This window comes from Marinomonas sp. IMCC 4694, assembly GCF_008122525.1.
In the GTDB taxonomy this organism is placed as follows: Bacteria; Pseudomonadota; Gammaproteobacteria; order Pseudomonadales; family Marinomonadaceae; genus Marinomonas.
In genome coordinates this window covers 2,264,970-2,283,332 of the sequence record NZ_VSRV01000001.1, presented here as the reverse complement: position 1 = coordinate 2,283,332, position 18,363 = coordinate 2,264,970, and the positions used below count along the sequence as shown (strand labels likewise).

The window sequence follows — 18,363 nt, the reverse complement described above, 5'->3', positions numbered from 1 at the left end:
CATGGATTATGAAATAGCGTTTGATCAGGACGACAATCAATACCGCATTTACACCGGTTATGAGTTCGCCGCGATTGGTGAGTGGGTCTCAGAATACGTGCGCGATTTAGAAAGCATTCAGCGTGTGTTGATGGCGGCCCGATTGGCAGAGAAAGACAAAGAAACCACTGAATTTAAACATGGTCCATTTGAGGTTATTCTCAGTGAAGAGGGCGTGTCTGTGTCGCGACAAATCGATTTGGATTCGGCCGAAGAAGAAATCAAAGCCATGTTTGATAGTCAGGACAGTTTTTATCAAACTTCGACCGATGGTATTCAGGCAGAATGTGGTTTAGAAGACCTGATTAATATGATTGAAAACTGGCATAACGTATTGTATTAGTACTCTTGTCGTGACCGTTTAAACTGGCTAGGCAGTTGTTCCCAACGCTGGCTGGGTTTACACTTGTACATTATTATTTTGATGTTTTTTTAGGGAGCCCATATGCTCATCGAATTGGAAAAAGCCCGTACTCGAAACAATGTTGTCCGAATCTTTCGTGAAGAGTTGGATGGACCAGAGAGTTGGATGGATGGCTTTATTATTGCCGCCAATGAAGAAATGGTGTTGCTCCAATTAGTGGATGATAATGTGCGTCTTAATGGCTATCAAATCCTTTTCTTAGAGGATATTAGTGATTTTGTGCATCCTGCTCCCTTTAATGATTTCCAGAAAAGAGTGCTGGCGTTACGTGGTGAAGAAGTATTAGACCCTGAAGTTGAGTTAGACGATTTGGCGGTGTTGCTGATTGACATCAGCGAAGAATTTGGCTTGGTGACATTGCACCGCGAAGAAGTTGATCCTGACAGCTGCGAGATTGGTCGTGTGATTAGGACCGATGCGGTGATTTATGAGCTGGAAGAAATTGGCTCTGATGCTCGCTGGTTTGATGAAACCTTTGAATACGATTTGTATGATATTACGCGCATTGAATTCGGTGGTGCTTACGAAGAGGCCTTGTTGTTGGCAAACGATGACATGGGTGACGATGCATACGAGTTATCAGAAGATTATCCTGATGATGGCATCGAAGACGACAAATAAACGTCTTGGTTTGCTGGTTAAGACAGACCGATTTTAAAACGCCTCAACGGGCGTTTTTTTATTGAGGCCTGTCAGTGTGTTTGTTTAGTGTATTTTTGGGTTTAGTTTGAGGTTTTTGTACGACTTTTGTGTGTTTTTTTGCATTTTTAGTCGATTACGTTTGTTTTTTTAACCCTATGGATGAGATTGTCGTTTCTTAAACGAAATATAAAGAGGATGTTTGTATGTCTCGTTGGTTTCCCCTTTTTTGCCTCTTTGTATTGGTCTCTGGATGTGCCGCGTACGCCACTCATCAGTTGGATACCGTCTTTGGCTCGCAAGACCCAGTTAATCGAGTCAGTGAGGTATCACCCGAAGAAACCGCGTTTTACAATGAGCAGGTGAAGCCTATTCTCGATACGCGCTGCGTCTCTTGTCACGCTTGTTATGATGCGCCTTGTCAGCTGAAATTAACGGCGCCCAGCGGTATTGAACGCGGCGGTTCTAAAGATCTAGTGTACGATGGCACGCGTTTATTGGCGTCGTCTCCATCGCGTTTATTTATCGATGCGAACAGTACGGATGAGTGGCGAGCTAAGGGCTTTCATCCGGTGTTAAACGAACGTGAGCAGTCGCCCGCGGTCAATCTTCAAGGCAGTGTATTGTATCGAGCGATTGCCTTACGAGCGAATCAAGGCGCTTTTACTCAACCGGTATTGTCGGATGATTATGACTTTTCCCTAGCGAGGGAGCAGCAGTGCGCCAGCATCGAAGAATATCAAGATTTTGAAAAAACGTTTCCAAAGTGGGGCATGCCTTATGGTCTTCCTGCGTTGGACTCGAAGGAGTTTGATGTCTTAACGCGTTGGTTGGCCAAAGGGGGAAAAATGCCTGTCGCTGCCCCATTGCCAGCAGCGTTGCAACAGCAGGTGTCTGTTTGGGAATCTCGATTAAACGGTGAAGATTTAAAAAACCAATTGATTGCCCGTTACATTTACGAACATTTGTATTTGTATAGCTTGTATTTGGATGACGCGATACTCGACGACCACGAAGCATTCCGTTTCCAGTTGGTGCGTTCTGCCACGCCACCTGGTGAGCCGGTGGCGCGCATTGCGACACGTCGTCCTTATGATGACCCAGGGGTTGATCGTGTTTATTACCGTCTGTTGCCTGACGCTGAAGTGAAAGTGCAAAAAAACCACATTCCAATGACATTAGACGACGCCCGTTACGCCCGTTGGCAGTCCATTTTTTATGAAACTCAATTTGATGTGACACAGTCTCCAGGTTATGACATAGATGTGGCAACCAACCCTTTTAAAGCTTTTCGAGACATACCGGCACGTGCTCGTTACCGCTTTCTACTCGATCATTCACAAAACACCATTATGTCTTTTATCAAAGGGCCTGTTTGTCGTGGTCAGGTAGCGGTGAATGTGATTAACGAGCAGTTTTGGGTGTATTTTATTGACCCAGATGTGGCGTACAACAAGGGGTCAGCCGATTACCTAGAAGATCAAGTACAAAACTTAGACTTGCCCGCTATTGGGTCAAGTAACACCTTGCCGCTGGCGTCATGGGTTGGTTTTTCTGAGCAGCAAAAGTCGTATTTATCGGCCAAAGCCGCTTTAATTGAAGGGGACGTGGGGAGCCGGTTACCCTTGGATCTCAGTGTTATTTGGGACGGCGATGGCGAGAATAAAAATGCCGCGCTGACCATTTTTCGACATTTTGACAACGCTTCTGTCGTGCAGGGCATGGTGGGTCAATACCCTAAAACGGCGTGGGTGATTGATTACCCGTTATTAGAGCGTATTCATTATTTGCTGGTGGCGGGTTTCGATGTGTATGGCAACGTGGGGCACCAATTGGTGACGCGTTTGTATATGGATTTTTTGCGCATGGAAGGCGAGATGAATTTCCTGCTGCTATTACCAAAAGAAGACCGGGAGTCGATCCGTGCATTTTGGTATCGCGATGTGAGCCAAACGATCAAAAACTATATTTTTGATGACTACATTAAAGTGAATCGGCAGTCACAAGTTGAATACACCAGTGGCGATCGTCAGTCTGAGTTGTATGAAAAACTGCGGGAAAGGCTTGCTGGCGTATTGAATCATGGTTACGACTTAGAGCAGAGTAAGCTGTCTTTGCGTCAACGTGAGGCCTTATATAAATTGCAAGCGGTACGTGGCGGAGGCTTGTCGTTTCTGCCAAATGTGTCGACGGTATTAGTCACGCAACAGGGCGTTCCACTTGAGGTTGTGAGTCTGATTCACCACAAAGCGCACGCCAACATATCGAGCCTGTTAGACGAAGAAGGGGCGCGTTTACCGAAAGAGGACGGGGTGACCTTGGTGAAAGGTGTACTGGGTGATTACCCTAATGGGCTGATGCAAGTCGAAGAAAGTGAGTTAGTGGATTGGGCGAATCAGGTGGCGAGTTTGGCTACATCGGACGATTATTCAGCGTTACTCGACAGCTTTGGTGTTCGCAGAACCCATCCTAATTTCTGGTTTGTCAGTGACGCCATAAGAAACTTAAATACAATAGATCGTCCAAGAGAGAGTGGCATTTTGGATTACAATCGTCTTGAAAATAGGTAAGAGCAAATGAAAAATACGGTTCCTTTTTCCATTTTAGATCTCGCGCCGGTGTCGGATGGGTTTACGGTGGCTGATTCTTTAGCCACAAGCCGCAAAATGGCCATCGCGGCAGAGGCGAATGGTTATGCACGCTTTTGGTTGGCTGAGCACCATGGCATGATGGGAGTGGCCAGTTCAGCGACGTCGGTGGTGCTGTCGCATTTGGGCGCGGTAACGTCTAAAATTCGTCTTGGCTCAGGCGGCGTTATGCTGCCGAATCATTCTCCTTTGGTGATCGCCGAGCAATTTGGCACCTTGGCCGAATTGTACCCTAATCGTATTGATTTAGGGTTAGGCCGAGCGCCTGGGACAGACGTGCAAACCGCGCGTGCCCTACGGCGCAATATGGATGCGTCGGTGGACAGTTACCCTGATGATGTGTTGGCTTTGCAAGCTCTACTTGGTGACCATGAACAGGGGCAAGGTGTGATGGCGGTGCCAGGGTGCAATACTCATGTGCCCATTTGGTTATTAGGCTCGAGTTTATACAGTGCGCAGGTCGCGGCGGAGCTTGGTTTGCCTTATTCTTTTGCTTCTCATTTTGCTCCAGATCAGCTAATACAGGCGCTCACCGTGTACCGTCGGAATTTTAAAGCGTCTGAGCGTGGTGCGAAGGCGCATACGATGGCAGGCATTATGGCTGTGGTGGCAGAGACTGACGACGAAGCGCGCTATTTGTTTACTTCTGCTCAGCAACAATTTGTGAATTTGCGCCGTGGCCGCAATCTTCCTTTTGCCAAACCGGTTCACAGTATGGAAGGGGTTTGGTCGCCAAGTGAAAAACACATGGTAGAGCACATGCTGCAGTATGCGGTGGTAGGCTCGAAAACCTCGGTAGCACTTCAATTAGAGCGGTTTCTTCGGCTATCACAGGTTGATGAGTTAATTGTATCAATGCCTATCCATGATGCAGCGGCAAGGCTTACCTCGCTACGTTTAATGGCGAATGTTCGAGACGGGTGTTAATTACGCCACGCCATGACTGTGTGTCTATGGCGTTTTTATCTGTGTTAGCGATCGTATGGCGAAGGCGCGTTATCGTTCTCTTGAGTCTTAAAGCGTCGATGTGACCAGAAGTACTGTTCTTTTTTAGTATTGATTTGTTTTTCAATTAACTGGTTTATCAAGGTAGCATCTTGTATTTCATCACCAGTTGGGTAGTTTTCCAAGGCTGTCAGCGATAAAAAGTAGCCATTGTCAGTGCGTCCATAGTCATAGAGTAAAATAGCAGCATTGGTGTTTTTAGCAAGCCGACTCACGTGAGAAATAGTGGCACATTGTCTGCCAAAAAAAGGCGCAAACACCGAATTTCTTCGACCATAATCTTGGTCAACAGCGTACCAAACCGCTTTGTTTTGTTTGAGTGACTTGAGTACTTCTCTTACGTTACTGCGTTCAATGGTTTTGGAAAAAATGGCTTGGCGTTGGCGCTCCATAATCCAATTCATTACGGGGTTACGTTGCAGTTTATAAATAGGGTGTACGTCGATGAATCGCGCCATGTGTGTGCCACACATATCAATGGACGAAAAGTGAGCACCAACAATAATGCAGCCGTTGCCCTTGGCGAGCGCTTTTTCTACGACGTCTTGATTGTGAAAACGGACTTTTGAAGCGGTTTTGTTTCTGTCTTGAAACCACGTACTGAACATCTCAAATACGCCTTTTCCCATGCTTTCAAAGTGGGCTTTTGTGAGGTTTTTACGTTCTTCTTTGGTCATTTTAGGGTAACAAATATTTAAATTTACATCGCAAATGTGCCTGCGTCGGGCGGTCAGACGATACAGCAGACGACCCAGATATTTGCCCATTCTTTGCTGTAGTGCCCAAGGCAAAAAACTCAGCCCGTAGGCTATTCCCATGGCAAACCAGGTTGGCCAGTGCTTTGGTTTTAAAAAGTGCGTTATGTTTTTGTTGAGGGTTGTTTTAGCCACGGTAGCCTTCCAGAAAGTGATTCCATTGCGTGTCAGTCACCGTAAATGAAGCCTGTTTTTCGGATTCTTTGTTGAGTGAGCGTTTGAGTCGGTCAAGGTTGTTTTGTTGCCATATTGGGTTAATGGGGCGCTGTTCGCACTTGTCAAAATCAATCACCCACACAGTATTGAGCTGATCAACCATGATGTTATGGCAATTTAGGTCTGAATGATAAATCCCATGATCGTGAAAGCGTTTGATAACGTGGCCAATATTGTTCCAATCTAGGGTGTGGCTTTTGCCTGCTTTAATCATCTCAAAAAGATCGCTGGCATTAGCAATGGTCTCGGTGATCAAAGCGCTACGATAAAAGCCATTGTGGGTGGTTATCAGTCCAGCTATGGGTCGTGGGACGGGTAAATTGAGCGCACGCATTTTTTCTAATAAATGAAGTTCAAGCCACGGGCGCGTGCTTTTAAGCCCAGTATATAAAAAAAGCGCTTTATTGAATTTGGCGATCAAGCCGCCACGATGATAGCGCCGAATCACAAAATCTCCCAGTTCATTGTGAATAAACCACACTGCGCCACGTCCGTTGCCTGTGCCAGAAAGTGCGTTTTGTGCTTGCCAGAAGCCAGGTTCAAACCAAGCGTCTGTGACTGGTAAAGTAACATCGCTCTTTATCAGCTGAGTATTGGGTGATAGCGTGATGGTCTGTGGCATAGTGCTCGCTTACGTTAGGGCTTTTAGGGTAGCTTTTGCTTTTTTAGGTGAGATATCACCTTGTTAAAGACACACTTCTTAAAGTGACTATTCTATAATACTTGCCAAGTATAAACAGCCCTTGAGGAATCTATGCAGCAACAGAAGGTGCAACAAGAGACTATTCAGCACATCGCCGTCGTTCGATTGTCTGCTCTGGGTGACGTTTGTCATGCCGTTGCGGTTGTGCAGGCCATGATGAGACGTTATCCCAACGCGAAAGTGACATGGATTACCGCGCCTTTAGAAGCCAAATTAGTGCGCATGGTCGAAGGCGTAGAAGTGATTGAATACGACAAGAAGACGGGGTTTACGGGTATGTTTGCCCTGCGTGCCGCGCTTAAACACATTACCTTTGATGTGTTGTTGCACTTGCAATGGTCGTCTCGATCGAGTGTGTTGATGCGAATGGTAAAAGCCAAACGTCGCATTGGTTTTTCGTTGTCTCGATCTCGTGAAAAACAGCATTGGTTTGTGACTGAGCGAGCGCCAGAGCCAAGAGGAGTGCATGTATTGGATTCGTTTTTGTCCATTGCCAGTGTGCTGGGGGTAACCGAGGTTCGTTTTCCTTGCTTGTTAAATTTACCTGAGCCGTCTTTTGGTGTACCGCGTCCGTATGTTGTGGTGAATCCATGTGGCTCTAAAATTGAGAAAAATTGGACACTTGAAGGCAATCGCGCCGTGGTGATGCGTCTGTTAGAGAAAGGTTATACGCCTGTTTTGACGGGCGGTCCGTCTGAATTAGAAAGGCATTTTTCACAGCAGATTGAAAAAGAAATACAGGGTGTAGTGAATTTGGTCGGTAAAACATCGGTAGAAGCTATGTGTCGTCTTATTCAAGATGCGCACTTGGTGGTGAGCCCCGACACAGGGCCCGCCCATATTGCCACCTTGGTCGGTACGCCCGTATTGGGCTTGTATGCTTTGTCTAACCCAGAGCGCACCGGACCCTATCAAGATTTGCAACATGTGGTGAGTGTGTATAAGAGACTGGCTGAAAAGGAGTACGGCAAACCCATTAACGATTTGCCTTGGGCCACAACCGTCCATGACCCAAAAGCCATGCAGGCGATTGCAATCGAGGATGTGTTATCTATGCTGGAGACATTGATTTAATAAGATTTTGAACACACGGCCCTTTGTTCTTGATACTAGGCGTTACTGATCAAAGCGTGCTCGGCTAATTTTAAATCCAGCGTGGCTTTAAGTAACTTGTATAACCGAATGGAGGCATCGATTTCTTCTTTTCGGTTGGTTAAGCTTTCAATGTTTAAACCGAGTGGCACACCAAGCGGCAAGGCCGTTTCGATGATTTGTTCCAGTGCGTTACGACAAATTTTAATCGACTCTTTTAAGGGCGCCTTAGCATCAAGAATGCGATGTTTAGTTGCGTCCGGCACAGAGATCCCTAACCATTCCATGAATTCAAGTGTTTTGGCGCTGCCACACGGCGTGAACGTCAAAATAATGCGTTTAGGCGCGGTGCCTTGTTCTTTGCACGCTCTTGCGTAACGGCTAATAAGGTCTGCGGTAGCTTGGTGGTTGTAAACGGCTTGGGAAATGAAAAATTCACAGCCTGCGGCCGATTTTTTCGTTAGACGTTCATGCTCATCGCCTTTTTTCGCGTGGCGCTCAGCAATGGTCACACCGCCAAGGTTAAAATCATGAGGGCAGGCTTTTAGGGTTTTATAGGCTTCTGGCAAGGGGAGTTTAATGTCGCCATTTGAAGAGGGTGAGCCGACTAAGACCAAATCACGAATGCCGTACTCTTCCCAGGCTTGTGACAACCAGCCAGAGAACGCTTCCGAGCTACGAGAAGAGACAGATTTATAGGTGATAACCGGTTTGCCAGATGCTTCGTGTAGGCGTTTTGACCATGCTCGCGGATCGTGTGTCTCCATAAAAGGAAAAGGGCGAGGTTTATCGATGCGGCTGGTTTCGTCTTGGATGTCGTACACGATGAGACCATCAACGTCGATATTGCTGAGTCGATCGAGCAGCTTTTCACTGATTTGTTCAAGCTGCTCTTCTTCTAAAGACGACTTGGGTGGAGTGGTACCGATAAAATACACACCACGACTAGGGTCTTGAAACTTAGTTGCTAATTCTGATTTCATATTGTCCACTATTAAATAAAGAGCGTTCATAAAGACGTTGACACTCTGTGATGCTGTTTGATGTAGGGATTCTAACAGTGAATGATACTCAAGGCTGTAGATGCAAGTTGAATATTATTGTAGATGGTGTGAGGCGATCTAATTAGCCGACGAAATACCGCGTGTCCATAGACTTATAAAAGAAGGTGAACAGTCAATATGAATTTAAAGGGATTGTCTGACGTTAAAGTGTCCACACTGCCGCCTGTGCATCAATGGTCGCCGCCTTTTTGTGGTGACATGGACATGGTGATTAAAGCGAACGGCGATTGGATTCACGAAGGCGGAAAAATAAAACGTCCATCCATGGTGACCTTATTTAGTCGAATATTATGGAAAGAAGGTCATGAGTATTTCCTAGTTACGCCGGTTGAGAAAGTACGTATTCAAGTAGAAGATGCCCCGTTTCTGGTGATTCATTGGCAGTGGCGTGATACGGAGGGTGGTCTAACGCTTGAACTGACAACGTCCACTGATGATGTGCTGCTCTTGGGTAAAGACTGTGATATCTGGATGGCCAGCTTCGGAAAAGAAGAGCGGCCTTATGTGTCAATGCGCTATGGTATGAAGGCGTTGCTGTCACGAAATGTGTTTTATGCACTGGCGGAGAATTTACACTCAGTCGACACGCCTGAAGGCCATGGAATGGGGCTAATAAGTCATGGAAAACCCTATCTTTTAATGAAAGATGAGTAAAGTAAATCGGCTTGTCTAGGGTATAATGTTTGAATTAAATGCATTGCTTTGTGTGCATCCTATTTTAGTCTGGAAGGGGTATTTGTTTGTTATTTGAAGAATTTGGTTTTGATAATCGTATTTTAACGTCTATTGGTCACTTGGGGTTCAATGACGCCACGGACATTCAGGCACGTGCCATTCCTGAAGCTATGGCTGGCCGTGATCTATTGGCGTCTTCAAAAACAGGTTCTGGAAAAACATTGGCTTATCTCTTGCCTGCCTTGCATCGAGTGTACAAGAAAAAAGCCTTGTCGAAACGTGATCCTCGGGTGGTGATTTTAGTGCCCACACGGGAGCTTGCTAAGCAGGTTTTTGGCCAGTTGCGTTTGTTATTGGCTGCCAGTCGTTTCACTTCTATTTTGATCCAAGGGGGTGAAAACTTTAATGACCAGCATAAGCAGCTGCAAAAAGACCCGCATTTTATTGTCGCGACGCCAGGGCGTTTAGTGGACCATTTAAAGCAGCGTCATGTGTTTCTTGAAGGTTTAGAGTTGTTGATTTTAGACGAAGCTGATCGCATGTTGGACTTAGGCTTTGCAGAAGCCATGCGTGCCATCAATGCCGCTGCCAGTCACCGCCAGCGTCAAACCTTGTTTTTTTCGGCTACCTTAGACAATACCGATGTGAGCGAGATTGCTAATGAACTCTTGAAAGAGCCGTCACGCATTGCGGTTGGTCAAGGCTTTGATGAGCACACCGACATTGCTCAGCACGTTTTATTGTGTGATCACTTGGATCACAAGGAAGCGCTGTTGAAGCATGTGTTGTTGGGTCAGACCATCAAACAAGCGATTATCTTTACCGCCACGAAAGCCGATACCGTTCGCTTGTCTGATCTTATTGCTGAATGGGGTTTAACGACTCAGGCACTGAATGGCAACTTATCGCAAAGTGCCCGTAATAAAACCATGGAGAGTTTTGCCAAAGGGCAATTTGAAGTGCTGGTGAGCACCGATGTCGCTTCGAGAGGGTTAGACATCGCCAGCGTGTCGCACGTATTTAATTTTGATTTACCCAAACAAGCGGAAGAGTTTGTGCACCGCACAGGGCGTACGGGGCGTGCTGGTTTTAAGGGCGATGCCTATTCACTCGTCGGACCCAAAGACTGGTTGAACTTCAAAGCCATTGAGGTCTTTTTGCAAAAAACTTTTTCGATTGAAGCAATCGAAGGTTTAGAAGCAAAATTTAAAGGGCTTCAACCCGCCAAACCCGCGCGCGCCATCCAATCTAAAAATGCTGTAAAAGATCGCACTAAAATGCCGAAAAAAGCGCCTAAAAAATCATCAGGTAAAGCGCGTTTTCATGATAGTGAACAAAAAGATGGTTTTGATGCGTTTAAATTACCACCGAAGCGAATGGGAATGGGAATGGAGCACAGTGTGAAACCGGATTTAGGTGATGAAGACGAATCCCGTTAAACGCGGATTACGCCGCTTCCTTGCTCGAATTCTTAGCCGCGGACGATGCGTGATCAGCCATTGACAGGCGAGTCGTATTCCCCATACTGGTTAGACTTTCTTATCTGATTGGAGATGAGCTTATTAATCGTTTGCCCCCCTTAAATTCATTGAAATGTTTTGAATCGGCCGCGCGACATGGCAGTTTCAATAAGGCCGCTCAGGAGCTGTCGGTTACCCCCTCGGCTATCAGCCATCAAATTAAAGGCTTAGAGAGCTTTCTTGGCCTTGAATTATTTCGACGTACTAAGCGAAAAGTGATTTTAACGGAAGCGGGGGTATCTTATTTAAAGCCCATACGAAGCATTTTTGAACAACTGGAGAATGCTACGTCAGAGCTCAAAAGCCAGCAAAAATCGGGTTCGTTGCGTTTGGCTGTTGCCCCCGCCTTTCTTACGCGTTGGCTGATGCCGAGAATGGAGCGCTTTCAAGAGCGCTATCCTGATATTCAGATAGAAATCAGTTCTTCAACCGGTCTGATCGACTTTTCGGCTAATGATGTTGACATGGCGGTGTACTTTGGCAGCGGTGATTGGGATGGCGTAGAGGCGCATTATTTGCGCCCAGCGCGCTTGGCGCCGGTATGCAACCCAAAACTTATTAAAGCCAATCAGCCGATCAATACGCCTGAAGACATGCGTTTTTACCCTTTGTTGCACGTGACAAAGCGCAAAGATGAATGGCATGACTGGTTGCAGCAGCATGATCTTGATCCGACTTTATTTCGTCGTGGGTTGATGTTTTCTAGCGGTTCTTTAACCGCCGGTGCAGCAGCGCAAGGCTTGGGGATTTCTTTGACTGACCCTGAGTTGGTGATGCCAGAAATAGAAGCCGGCAGTTTAGTGGTATTATTTGACCAGCATCTCATTACTAACCGTTCATTTTATTTGGTGTATGAGAAGCGCCGTTCCGTTACCTCGGCGATGTCGGCGTTTAAAGAATGGATTATTGAAGAAATGGTTGGCAATAAAACGGACTGATTGTATTTTACAGTGTCTATTTAAGACGTATTTTTCCTACAGTGAGAGTGTTATATGAGCGCAGGGTTAACGGTAAACAGTTATTTTAATGATCAAGTAAAGTCCATCGCTTTGGACAATGCAGAAGGCACCTCCACTGTGGGTGTGATGGCCGTTGGAGACTATGAGTTTGGGACGTCTCAGCGCGAGTACATGACGGTTGTGTCGGGCGCGCTGACGGTGAAATTACCCAACGACAGTGACTGGAGCACCTTTGCAAAGGGTGAGATGTTTATTGTGGAAGCGAATCAACGTTTTCATGTGAAGGTGGCTGAAACAACGGCTTATTTATGTCGTTACGAATGATGGATCAGATGGTGTAAGTCTGTAAAAGAAGATAGAAAAAAGAAACTAAAAAAGCTGCTTCTGTCAGCTTTTTTAGTTTAGATATTTGTCAGTAATGTGTATTTAACCGAGTCGGTTAGCCGCCTACCACATTCACTAGTAGAGTGACTTTGTCGCCGGGTTGAACGTATTTTTGACTGCTGACTTTCGGGTTCCAGTCCTTTATGTCGTTTAGTGAAACTTTAAACTTATTGGCCACCACAGCAAGTGATTCCCCTGAACGTATGGTGTAAACGACTTTTTTCATCACACTTCGAGTGCTGTTTTTAGCTTGTTTTTGTTGAAGCCAGACGACCAGTTTTTTTCCCGGAATCAAGGGGTCACCTAGTCCCATGTTATTCCAACGCGCCAGTGTTTTGCTGTCGGTGTCATATTTGTTGGCAATTAACCAGAGGCTGTCACCTGGGCTGACTGTGTAGTTGATTTTCATGCGATTGCTTGTTGGTGCTCGAGACTGCTTTGCCAACAAACGCTGGTGCGAGCTGAGGGTGTAGCTTTCTATCTTGTTACCAGCCACAGGGATCATCAATTCTTGGCCCACACGTATCATGGTCGAAGAGATTTTATTGACATCTTGAAGGACATTGACTGTGGTGTTGTGTTGCTTAGCAACCAGCAATAAGTTGTCTCCTGCTTTTACGGTGTAACGGACCCAAGTGACACGCTCTTTGGCGGGGATTTCAGCAAGTTTGGTACGGAACTGCTTTGCTTTTGAAACTGGCATGAGCAATCGATGTGGGCCATCTGGAGACGTAGCCCATTGATTGAAACCAGGGTTAAGTAAATACACTTCATCAATACTGACCTCCGCCATATCAGCGGCTTGTGCTAGGTCGATTTGTCCGCCTATGTTGATCACGTCAAAATAAGGTTTGTTCGCAATAAAATGAGTCGTGTAATTGTATTGCTCAGGATTTTTTATGATTTTTGCTAACGCAATCAGTTTAGGAACATAGGCGCGGGTTTCTTTGGGCAGATCCAAAGACCAAAAATCGGTTGGTAAACCGGCTTTTTTATTTTTTCGGATGGCACGCATTACGGTGCCTTCTCCTGAATTGTAAGACGCAAGGGCATGCAGCCAATTGCCGTCGAACATTTTGTGAAGTCGTGTTAGATAAGCAACAGCGGCCTGGGTAGACCCAATAATATCTCGGCGACCATCGTACCACCACGTTTGATCGAGTCCATAAATTTGGCCTGTTGAGGGGATGAATTGCCAAGGCCCAGAGGCACGGCCATGACTGTAACCGAAAGGGTCGAAGCCACTTTCAACAATCGGTAAGAGAGCGATTTCAGTCGGAATACCGGCTTTTTCTAACTCCCCAACGATGTAATACAAATAACGTTCGCCGCGTTTTGATACTCTGTCTAGGTACGAAGGATGTGTGCTGAACCAGCGAACTTGAGAAGACAAGCGTGGGCGATCTATGTCCAAATCTAATTGATAACCGGCACGTATTCTAACCCATAAGTCTTCCGGTGGAAGAGGGGGCATGTTTGCCACGATTGGCTCATTTACAGGGTTTGAACTGGGCTCAATTGTCTCGTTGATATTCGACTGTACGGTGGGAACCGTGTCAATAAAGCCGATCTGCTCGCTGTCTGATTCAAGGCTGTCTGTCTCTAGAATGACGGCTTCACTGTCTTCTGGGAGCTCGATAAGGTCAGCTGCATTGTGGTTTTCAATAGTAGAGGTGGTCTGACACGCACTGAGAAACAGGCTAACGAGGCAAATCCAAAAAAATTTATAAGTCATCTAGGTCACAAAATTGAGTAAAGTTCAAACATTTTAAGGGTGTAGCTGAAGAGGTCAACTAAAAATATCTTTTGCACGCCTTACTTGACTGAACGCCGCAACGACATGGTTCGCTGGTGTTTCGTTAAGTTGTTGGGCTGCTTGGTTTTTTAAGGCCACTATGTGGGTGCGTAAAAAAGGGTTGGTGTTTTTTTCTACACGCAGCTCGGTCGGTAGCGTGGGTTGTTGGTTGGCCCGTAATATTTTGCACATTTCAATGGCGTCAATAAGGGCTGTGTTGTCCGGCTCCAAAGACAGGGCAAAACGATAATTAGCGAGAGTGTACTCGTGAGTGCCATAGATTTGTGTGTTGTCAGGTAAGCTGGCTATTTTGTTCATTGCTGCCAACATCAGTTCTGGCGTGCCTTCCATAATACGACCACAGCCACCGCGGAATAAGGTATCGCCACAAAACAGCCATGGACGAGAAGAGGGTGAGGGGTGGGTGTCATTGAAATAACACAAATGATCAAGAGTATGACCTGGTGTGGCAATAACATGAAAAACACGAGAATACACAGTTACTCTGTCGCCGTCATCAACAGGGTGTGTGACGAGATCAGTGAGGTGTTTAGGTCCGTAGACAGCACAAGATGACTGTTGTTTTAAGGCAGCGATACCACCTGTATGATCTTTGTGATGATGGGTAATAAGAATCCCTTCAAGGTGTTTGTCATGCTCTTGGCAATAGTTGAGTACAATATTGGCGTCCCCTGGATCAACCGCCCAGATACCGGAACTATCTTTATCTTTGATGATCCAGATATAATTGTCTTGAAAAGCAGGAAGCGGAAAAACAGTCATATATTGTCTACTTTACGTTATAAGTGGGGGGTATGGCGCATCGATACACATTCAAGACACTGTCATACCGTTTTACATAGAGACTGCATTGTATGTTGGATGATCAATCAAGACAATTTTTTCAGAATTGGTATAAAAGTGAACTGGGTGAGACCCTATTGCAACTTGAACTGGCAGAAATTACCAAAGAGCTGGATCCAGCCGTTGGTTATTATCTTGTTGCCCAGTCGCCACTAAAAGACTTTACTTTAAACGAGCATCGCTTGCGCGAAAGCATACTTGTTGCACCGGTATTAGAATTTGGTGCGCCGGCTAATACCGTGGTGGCCAGAGCCAGTGAATTGCCTTTTGAAGCCGATGGCGTGGATGTACATGTTTTTCATCACACGCTCGATATTTCAGCCACACCGCACGATGACCTTCGAGAAGCGGCAAGAACGTTATTGCCCAGTGGTAAATTGGTTATTATTGGATTTAATCCATTGAGTTTGTGGGGTTTTTGTCGATTGTTTGCCACGCTTTTTAAACAACGTGGTAAGGCGCCTTGGTGCGGTCATTTTATTGCCCACCAGCGGTTAGAAGATTGGCTTAAAGTGGCGGGGCTAACGTTAGAAACAAAGCGTTTTATGTTCTATGAACCGCCCTTGCAAAGTGGTAAGTGGTTGGGACGCTTTTCGTGGGTTGATACAATGTTAAAGCCGTTGAAGTTGCCGTTCAGTGGTATTTACGTGATGACGGTAACGAAGCAGGTGAAGCGTTTTATTCCATTAAAACCTCGTTGGTCCGGGGCTCGTGTTAGAGTGCCGCCCTTATCAAAACCTACAGCAAAAGAGATGAAAGAGTGAAAAAGGTCATAATGTATACAGACGGTGCTTGTAAAGGCAATCCTGGAATTGGCGGTTGGGGGGCGTGGTTGGCGTTTGGCGAACATGAAAAACGCCTATGCGGCGGAGAGCACGATACAACCAATAACCGTATGGAATTAATGGGCGCGATTGCAGGCTTGCGCGTGTTGAAGGAAAAGTGTGAGGTTACGCTTTATACGGATTCATCTTATGTTCAAAAAGGCATTACCGAGTGGCTAGTGGGCTGGAAGCGAAAGGGCTGGATGACAGCGTCTAAGCAACCGGTCAAAAATAAAGACCTTTGGCAAGCGCTCGATGAGCAGTGTCAGCATCATGAAGTCACTTGGAAATGGGTTAAGGGTCATGCCGGTATAGAAGGCAATGAGATCGCCGATCAACTGGCCAATCAGGGTATTGATGAATTGAGATCCGCTTCATGAGACAAATGGCTACTGACCGTAAAGTTATTCTTGACACAGAAACGACAGGCTTAGACCCCAAACAAGGCCACCGAATCATTGAGATTGGTTGTGTTGAAATGATCGGTCGAAAGCTGACCAAGCGGCATTTTCATGTCTACATCAATCCAGACCGCGAAGTAGAAGAAGAAGCGTTTCGGGTACACGGGATCAGTAATGAATTTTTGTCGGATAAACCGAGGTTTCATGAAATCGCGCAAGAATTCTTTGACTTTATCAAGGGCGCAGAACTGATCATTCATAACGCGCCGTTTGATATTGGCTTTATGGACCACGAATTTGCTCGTCTTGGTGGTTTTCCCAAAACAGCAGAAGTTTGTAGCGTGTTTGACAGCTTGGTGTACGCGCGAAAAAAGCACCCAGGTCAGAAAAATAACTTGGATATTTTGTGTAAGCGATACGGTATTGATAACTCTCACCGTGAGCTTCATGGCGCCTTGTTAGATTCTGAGATTCTGGCTGATGTGTATTTGTTAATGACGGGTGGACAAACCAGTTTAGGGTTGGCCAATAATGCCGATTCAGATTCCAAAGAAGAGGGCGGTGTAGAAAGTATTCGTCGCTTATCGACTGACCGCCCTATGTTGAAAGTCATTCGAGCCAGTGAAGAAGAATTGAAAGCCCATGAAGCGCGTTTGGATTTAATCGATAAAAAATCCGGCCAATCTTTGTGGCGTTTAAAAATACCTTCCTAAAGAGCAATAGGCGTGGTGGTTTTTACACCGTCTTTGAGCCAAAAAAGCCCTCAATTGCAGAGGGCTTTTTATCTTTTTCAGTCTAGCGGTCAGCTCTGGTTTATAGAAAATACTTTACGCAAACGCCACCAACAATACTTAACACAATGGTGTAAGGCAGGGCCATCCAAACCATTTTTCCGTAGGACAATCGCAATAAAGGCGCAATGGCCGACGTGAGTAAAAACAAGAAAGCGGCTTGGCCATTTGGTGTCGCGACGCTCGGTAAATTCGTACCGGTATTGACCGCGACGGCCAACACATCAAAATGCTCACGGGTAATAAGACCTGAATCCAGAGCGGCTTTTATTTCGTTAATGTATACGGTTGCCACAAACACGTTGTCACTGATGGCAGACAAAACGCCATTGGCAATGAACAGGACAATAGGCTGGTGTTCGACTGGCATACTAAACACAAGATTGATCACCGGCTGGAAAAGGTGTTGTTCATGGATGACGGATACAACCGTGAAAAACACCACTAAAAGCGCGGTAAAAGGCAGGGATTCTTCAAACGCATGTCCAATTCTGTGTTCTTCAATAATGCCGTTAAACGCGGTGAGAAGAACAATGACCATGAGGCCGACTAAACCCACTTCAGCAACATGAAAAGCAAGAGAGAATACCAAAAGGACCGCTACAATGCCCTGAACAATTAACTGCGCTTTGTTTTTATTGGTGTGTTTTTGATTTTCTTCTTTTTCGAAATTATTCAAAATATCGCGAACGGTATCCGGAAGTTGGGCGCCGTAATCAAACCAAGCGGTTTTTTCTAACACGACCACCGTGAGTAAACCAAAGGCCAATACGGGCATAGAGACAGGAGCTACGTTTAGGAAAAACTCGATAAAATCCCAACCAGCCACTTTAGCAATCAATAAATTTTGAGGTTCGCCAACCAGGGTAGCAACCCCACCAAGCGCGGTTCCTACGGCGCCATGCATAAGTAAGTCGCGCAAAAAAGAACGGAATTCGTTAAGGTCTTCCGCGTTGACAGGCAAAATGGAGTCGTCTTTACCGTGGTCATGGTTTTTATTGGAACTCTGTCCTGAAGCGGCTTTGTGATACACCGAATAAAAGCCGACCCCAACACTGATCAGTACAGCGGTGACGGTTAAAGCGTCTAAAAAAGCCGACAGTAACGCCGCCGATAAACTGAAAATCAAAGAAATGACAATTTTAGATTGTACTTTCACCAACAGCTTATTAAAGATAAACAGCAGCATGTCTTTCATGAAATAGATACCGGCCACCATGAACATCAACAGCAAGATCACTTCGATATTGTGAGAGACTTCAGTATAAACTCCTTCTGGTGATGTGAGCCCAAGCACAACCGCTTCGATTGCCAGTAATCCACCTGGTTGTAATGGATAGCACTTTAGAGCCATCGCAAGGGTGAAAATAAATTCAATAATAAGCAGCCAGCCGGCAACAAAAGGCCCAAACACCACGAGTACAATCGGATTAATAATTAAGAAAGCTAAGATGACTTGTTTGTACCAAAGCGGTGAGGCGCCAAGAAAGTTTTTGCCAAATGCTTGCGCAAGAGAGGGCTTCATTTATTTCTCCTTTTGGAAAAAGGCACGACAAGGTGCGAAA

The 18,363-nt window shown here is 45.8% G+C and carries 18 protein-coding genes; 12 read left to right on the top strand and 6 right to left on the bottom strand.

Annotation, left to right across the window (positions count from 1 at the left end; translation table 11 throughout):
• The first annotated feature begins 1 nt into the window (after position 1).
• From FXV75_RS10355 to FXV75_RS10340, 4 genes are all read left to right on the top strand, one after another.
• Entirely contained in the window at positions 2 to 382 is a 381-nt protein-coding gene (locus tag FXV75_RS10355) for a YacL family protein (RefSeq protein WP_148833160.1), read from the top strand.
• A 102-nt stretch (positions 383 to 484) separates the two neighbouring features.
• Positions 485 to 1,084, top strand: a complete 600-nt coding sequence (locus FXV75_RS10350; protein WP_148833158.1) for a hypothetical protein — start codon at positions 485 to 487, stop codon at positions 1,082 to 1,084.
• 224 nt (positions 1,085 to 1,308) lie between these two features.
• Positions 1,309 to 3,672: a fatty acid cis/trans isomerase gene (locus FXV75_RS10345; RefSeq protein WP_148833156.1), complete on the top strand. Its 2,364-nt coding sequence runs from the start codon at positions 1,309 to 1,311 to the stop codon at positions 3,670 to 3,672.
• A 6-nt stretch (positions 3,673 to 3,678) separates the two neighbouring features.
• The gene (locus FXV75_RS10340) at positions 3,679 to 4,677 is read left to right on the top strand and encodes an LLM class flavin-dependent oxidoreductase (RefSeq protein WP_148833154.1); all 999 of its coding nucleotides are present in this window, start codon (positions 3,679 to 3,681) and stop codon (positions 4,675 to 4,677) included.
• A gap of 44 nt (positions 4,678 to 4,721) precedes the next feature.
• Here the strand turns inward: FXV75_RS10340 and FXV75_RS10335 are convergent, their stop codons facing one another.
• Both FXV75_RS10335 and FXV75_RS10330 read right to left on the bottom strand, forming a co-directional pair.
• Positions 4,722 to 5,645, bottom strand: coding sequence for a lysophospholipid acyltransferase family protein (locus FXV75_RS10335; protein WP_148833152.1), 924 nt, complete (start codon positions 5,643 to 5,645; stop codon positions 4,722 to 4,724).
• Positions 5,638 to 6,348, bottom strand: coding sequence for a 3-deoxy-D-manno-octulosonic acid kinase (locus FXV75_RS10330; protein WP_148833150.1), 711 nt, complete (start codon positions 6,346 to 6,348; stop codon positions 5,638 to 5,640). Before FXV75_RS10330 ends, FXV75_RS10335 begins: the two co-directional genes overlap by 8 nt.
• Positions 6,349 to 6,480: 132 nt before the next feature.
• On the opposite strand from FXV75_RS10330, the gene FXV75_RS10325 reads away from it, so the two are divergent.
• Complete coding sequence (locus FXV75_RS10325) at positions 6,481 to 7,503, top strand: glycosyltransferase family 9 protein (RefSeq protein WP_262368527.1); 1,023 nt, start codon at positions 6,481 to 6,483, stop codon at positions 7,501 to 7,503.
• Between the two features lie 35 nt (positions 7,504 to 7,538).
• Here the strand turns inward: FXV75_RS10325 and FXV75_RS10320 are convergent, their stop codons facing one another.
• A complete protein-coding gene (locus FXV75_RS10320; RefSeq protein WP_148833148.1) occupies positions 7,539 to 8,504 on the bottom strand; it encodes a methylenetetrahydrofolate reductase in 966 nt (321 codons plus the stop codon).
• Between the two features lie 198 nt (positions 8,505 to 8,702).
• Here FXV75_RS10320 and FXV75_RS10315 point away from each other — a divergent pair, with 198 nt between their 5' ends.
• The 4 genes from FXV75_RS10315 (at position 8,703) to FXV75_RS10300 (ending at position 12,063) form a co-directional block, all read left to right on the top strand.
• A complete protein-coding gene (locus FXV75_RS10315) occupies positions 8,703 to 9,239 on the top strand; it encodes a DUF1285 domain-containing protein (RefSeq protein WP_148833147.1) in 537 nt (178 codons plus the stop codon).
• 86 nt (positions 9,240 to 9,325) lie between these two features.
• Positions 9,326 to 10,699 carry a DEAD/DEAH box helicase gene (locus tag FXV75_RS10310; protein WP_148833145.1) on the top strand — a complete coding sequence of 458 codons (1,374 nt, stop codon included), beginning with the start codon at positions 9,326 to 9,328 and terminating at the stop codon, positions 10,697 to 10,699.
• A gap of 131 nt (positions 10,700 to 10,830) precedes the next feature.
• Entirely contained in the window at positions 10,831 to 11,718 is an 888-nt protein-coding gene (gene gcvA / locus FXV75_RS10305; RefSeq protein ID WP_316247115.1) for a transcriptional regulator GcvA, read from the top strand.
• A gap of 54 nt (positions 11,719 to 11,772) precedes the next feature.
• A complete protein-coding gene (locus tag FXV75_RS10300; protein ID WP_148833141.1) occupies positions 11,773 to 12,063 on the top strand; it encodes a pyrimidine/purine nucleoside phosphorylase in 291 nt (96 codons plus the stop codon).
• A 115-nt stretch (positions 12,064 to 12,178) separates the two neighbouring features.
• On the opposite strand, the gene FXV75_RS10295 is transcribed toward FXV75_RS10300, so the two are convergent.
• Together FXV75_RS10295 and gloB are read right to left on the bottom strand one after the other, a co-directional pair.
• Entirely contained in the window at positions 12,179 to 13,858 is a 1,680-nt protein-coding gene (locus FXV75_RS10295; RefSeq protein WP_148833139.1) for a LysM peptidoglycan-binding domain-containing protein, read from the bottom strand.
• A 54-nt stretch (positions 13,859 to 13,912) separates the two neighbouring features.
• On the bottom strand, positions 13,913 to 14,701 hold the full coding sequence (gene gloB, locus FXV75_RS10290; protein WP_148833138.1) for a hydroxyacylglutathione hydrolase: 789 nt from the start codon (positions 14,699 to 14,701) through the stop codon (positions 13,913 to 13,915).
• A 92-nt stretch (positions 14,702 to 14,793) separates the two neighbouring features.
• Between gloB and FXV75_RS10285 the strand changes: the two genes are divergently transcribed.
• The 3 genes from FXV75_RS10285 to dnaQ are packed head-to-tail and all read left to right on the top strand — an operon-like array spanning position 14,794 to position 16,720.
• Complete coding sequence (locus FXV75_RS10285; protein WP_148833136.1) at positions 14,794 to 15,546, top strand: class I SAM-dependent methyltransferase; 753 nt, start codon at positions 14,794 to 14,796, stop codon at positions 15,544 to 15,546.
• Complete coding sequence (gene rnhA / locus FXV75_RS10280; RefSeq protein ID WP_222863120.1) at positions 15,543 to 15,986, top strand: ribonuclease HI; 444 nt, start codon at positions 15,543 to 15,545, stop codon at positions 15,984 to 15,986. The genes FXV75_RS10285 and rnhA overlap by 4 nt, the downstream gene beginning before the upstream one ends.
• Before the next feature lie 5 nt (positions 15,987 to 15,991).
• Positions 15,992 to 16,720 carry a DNA polymerase III subunit epsilon gene (gene dnaQ / locus FXV75_RS10275; RefSeq protein ID WP_148833134.1) on the top strand — a complete coding sequence of 243 codons (729 nt, stop codon included), beginning with the start codon at positions 15,992 to 15,994 and terminating at the stop codon, positions 16,718 to 16,720.
• A 100-nt stretch (positions 16,721 to 16,820) separates the two neighbouring features.
• Here dnaQ and nhaB read toward each other — a convergent pair whose 3' ends face one another.
• Positions 16,821 to 18,323, bottom strand: coding sequence for a sodium/proton antiporter NhaB (gene nhaB / locus FXV75_RS10270; protein WP_148833132.1), 1,503 nt, complete (start codon positions 18,321 to 18,323; stop codon positions 16,821 to 16,823).
• Positions 18,324 to 18,363: the final 40 nt, after the last annotated feature.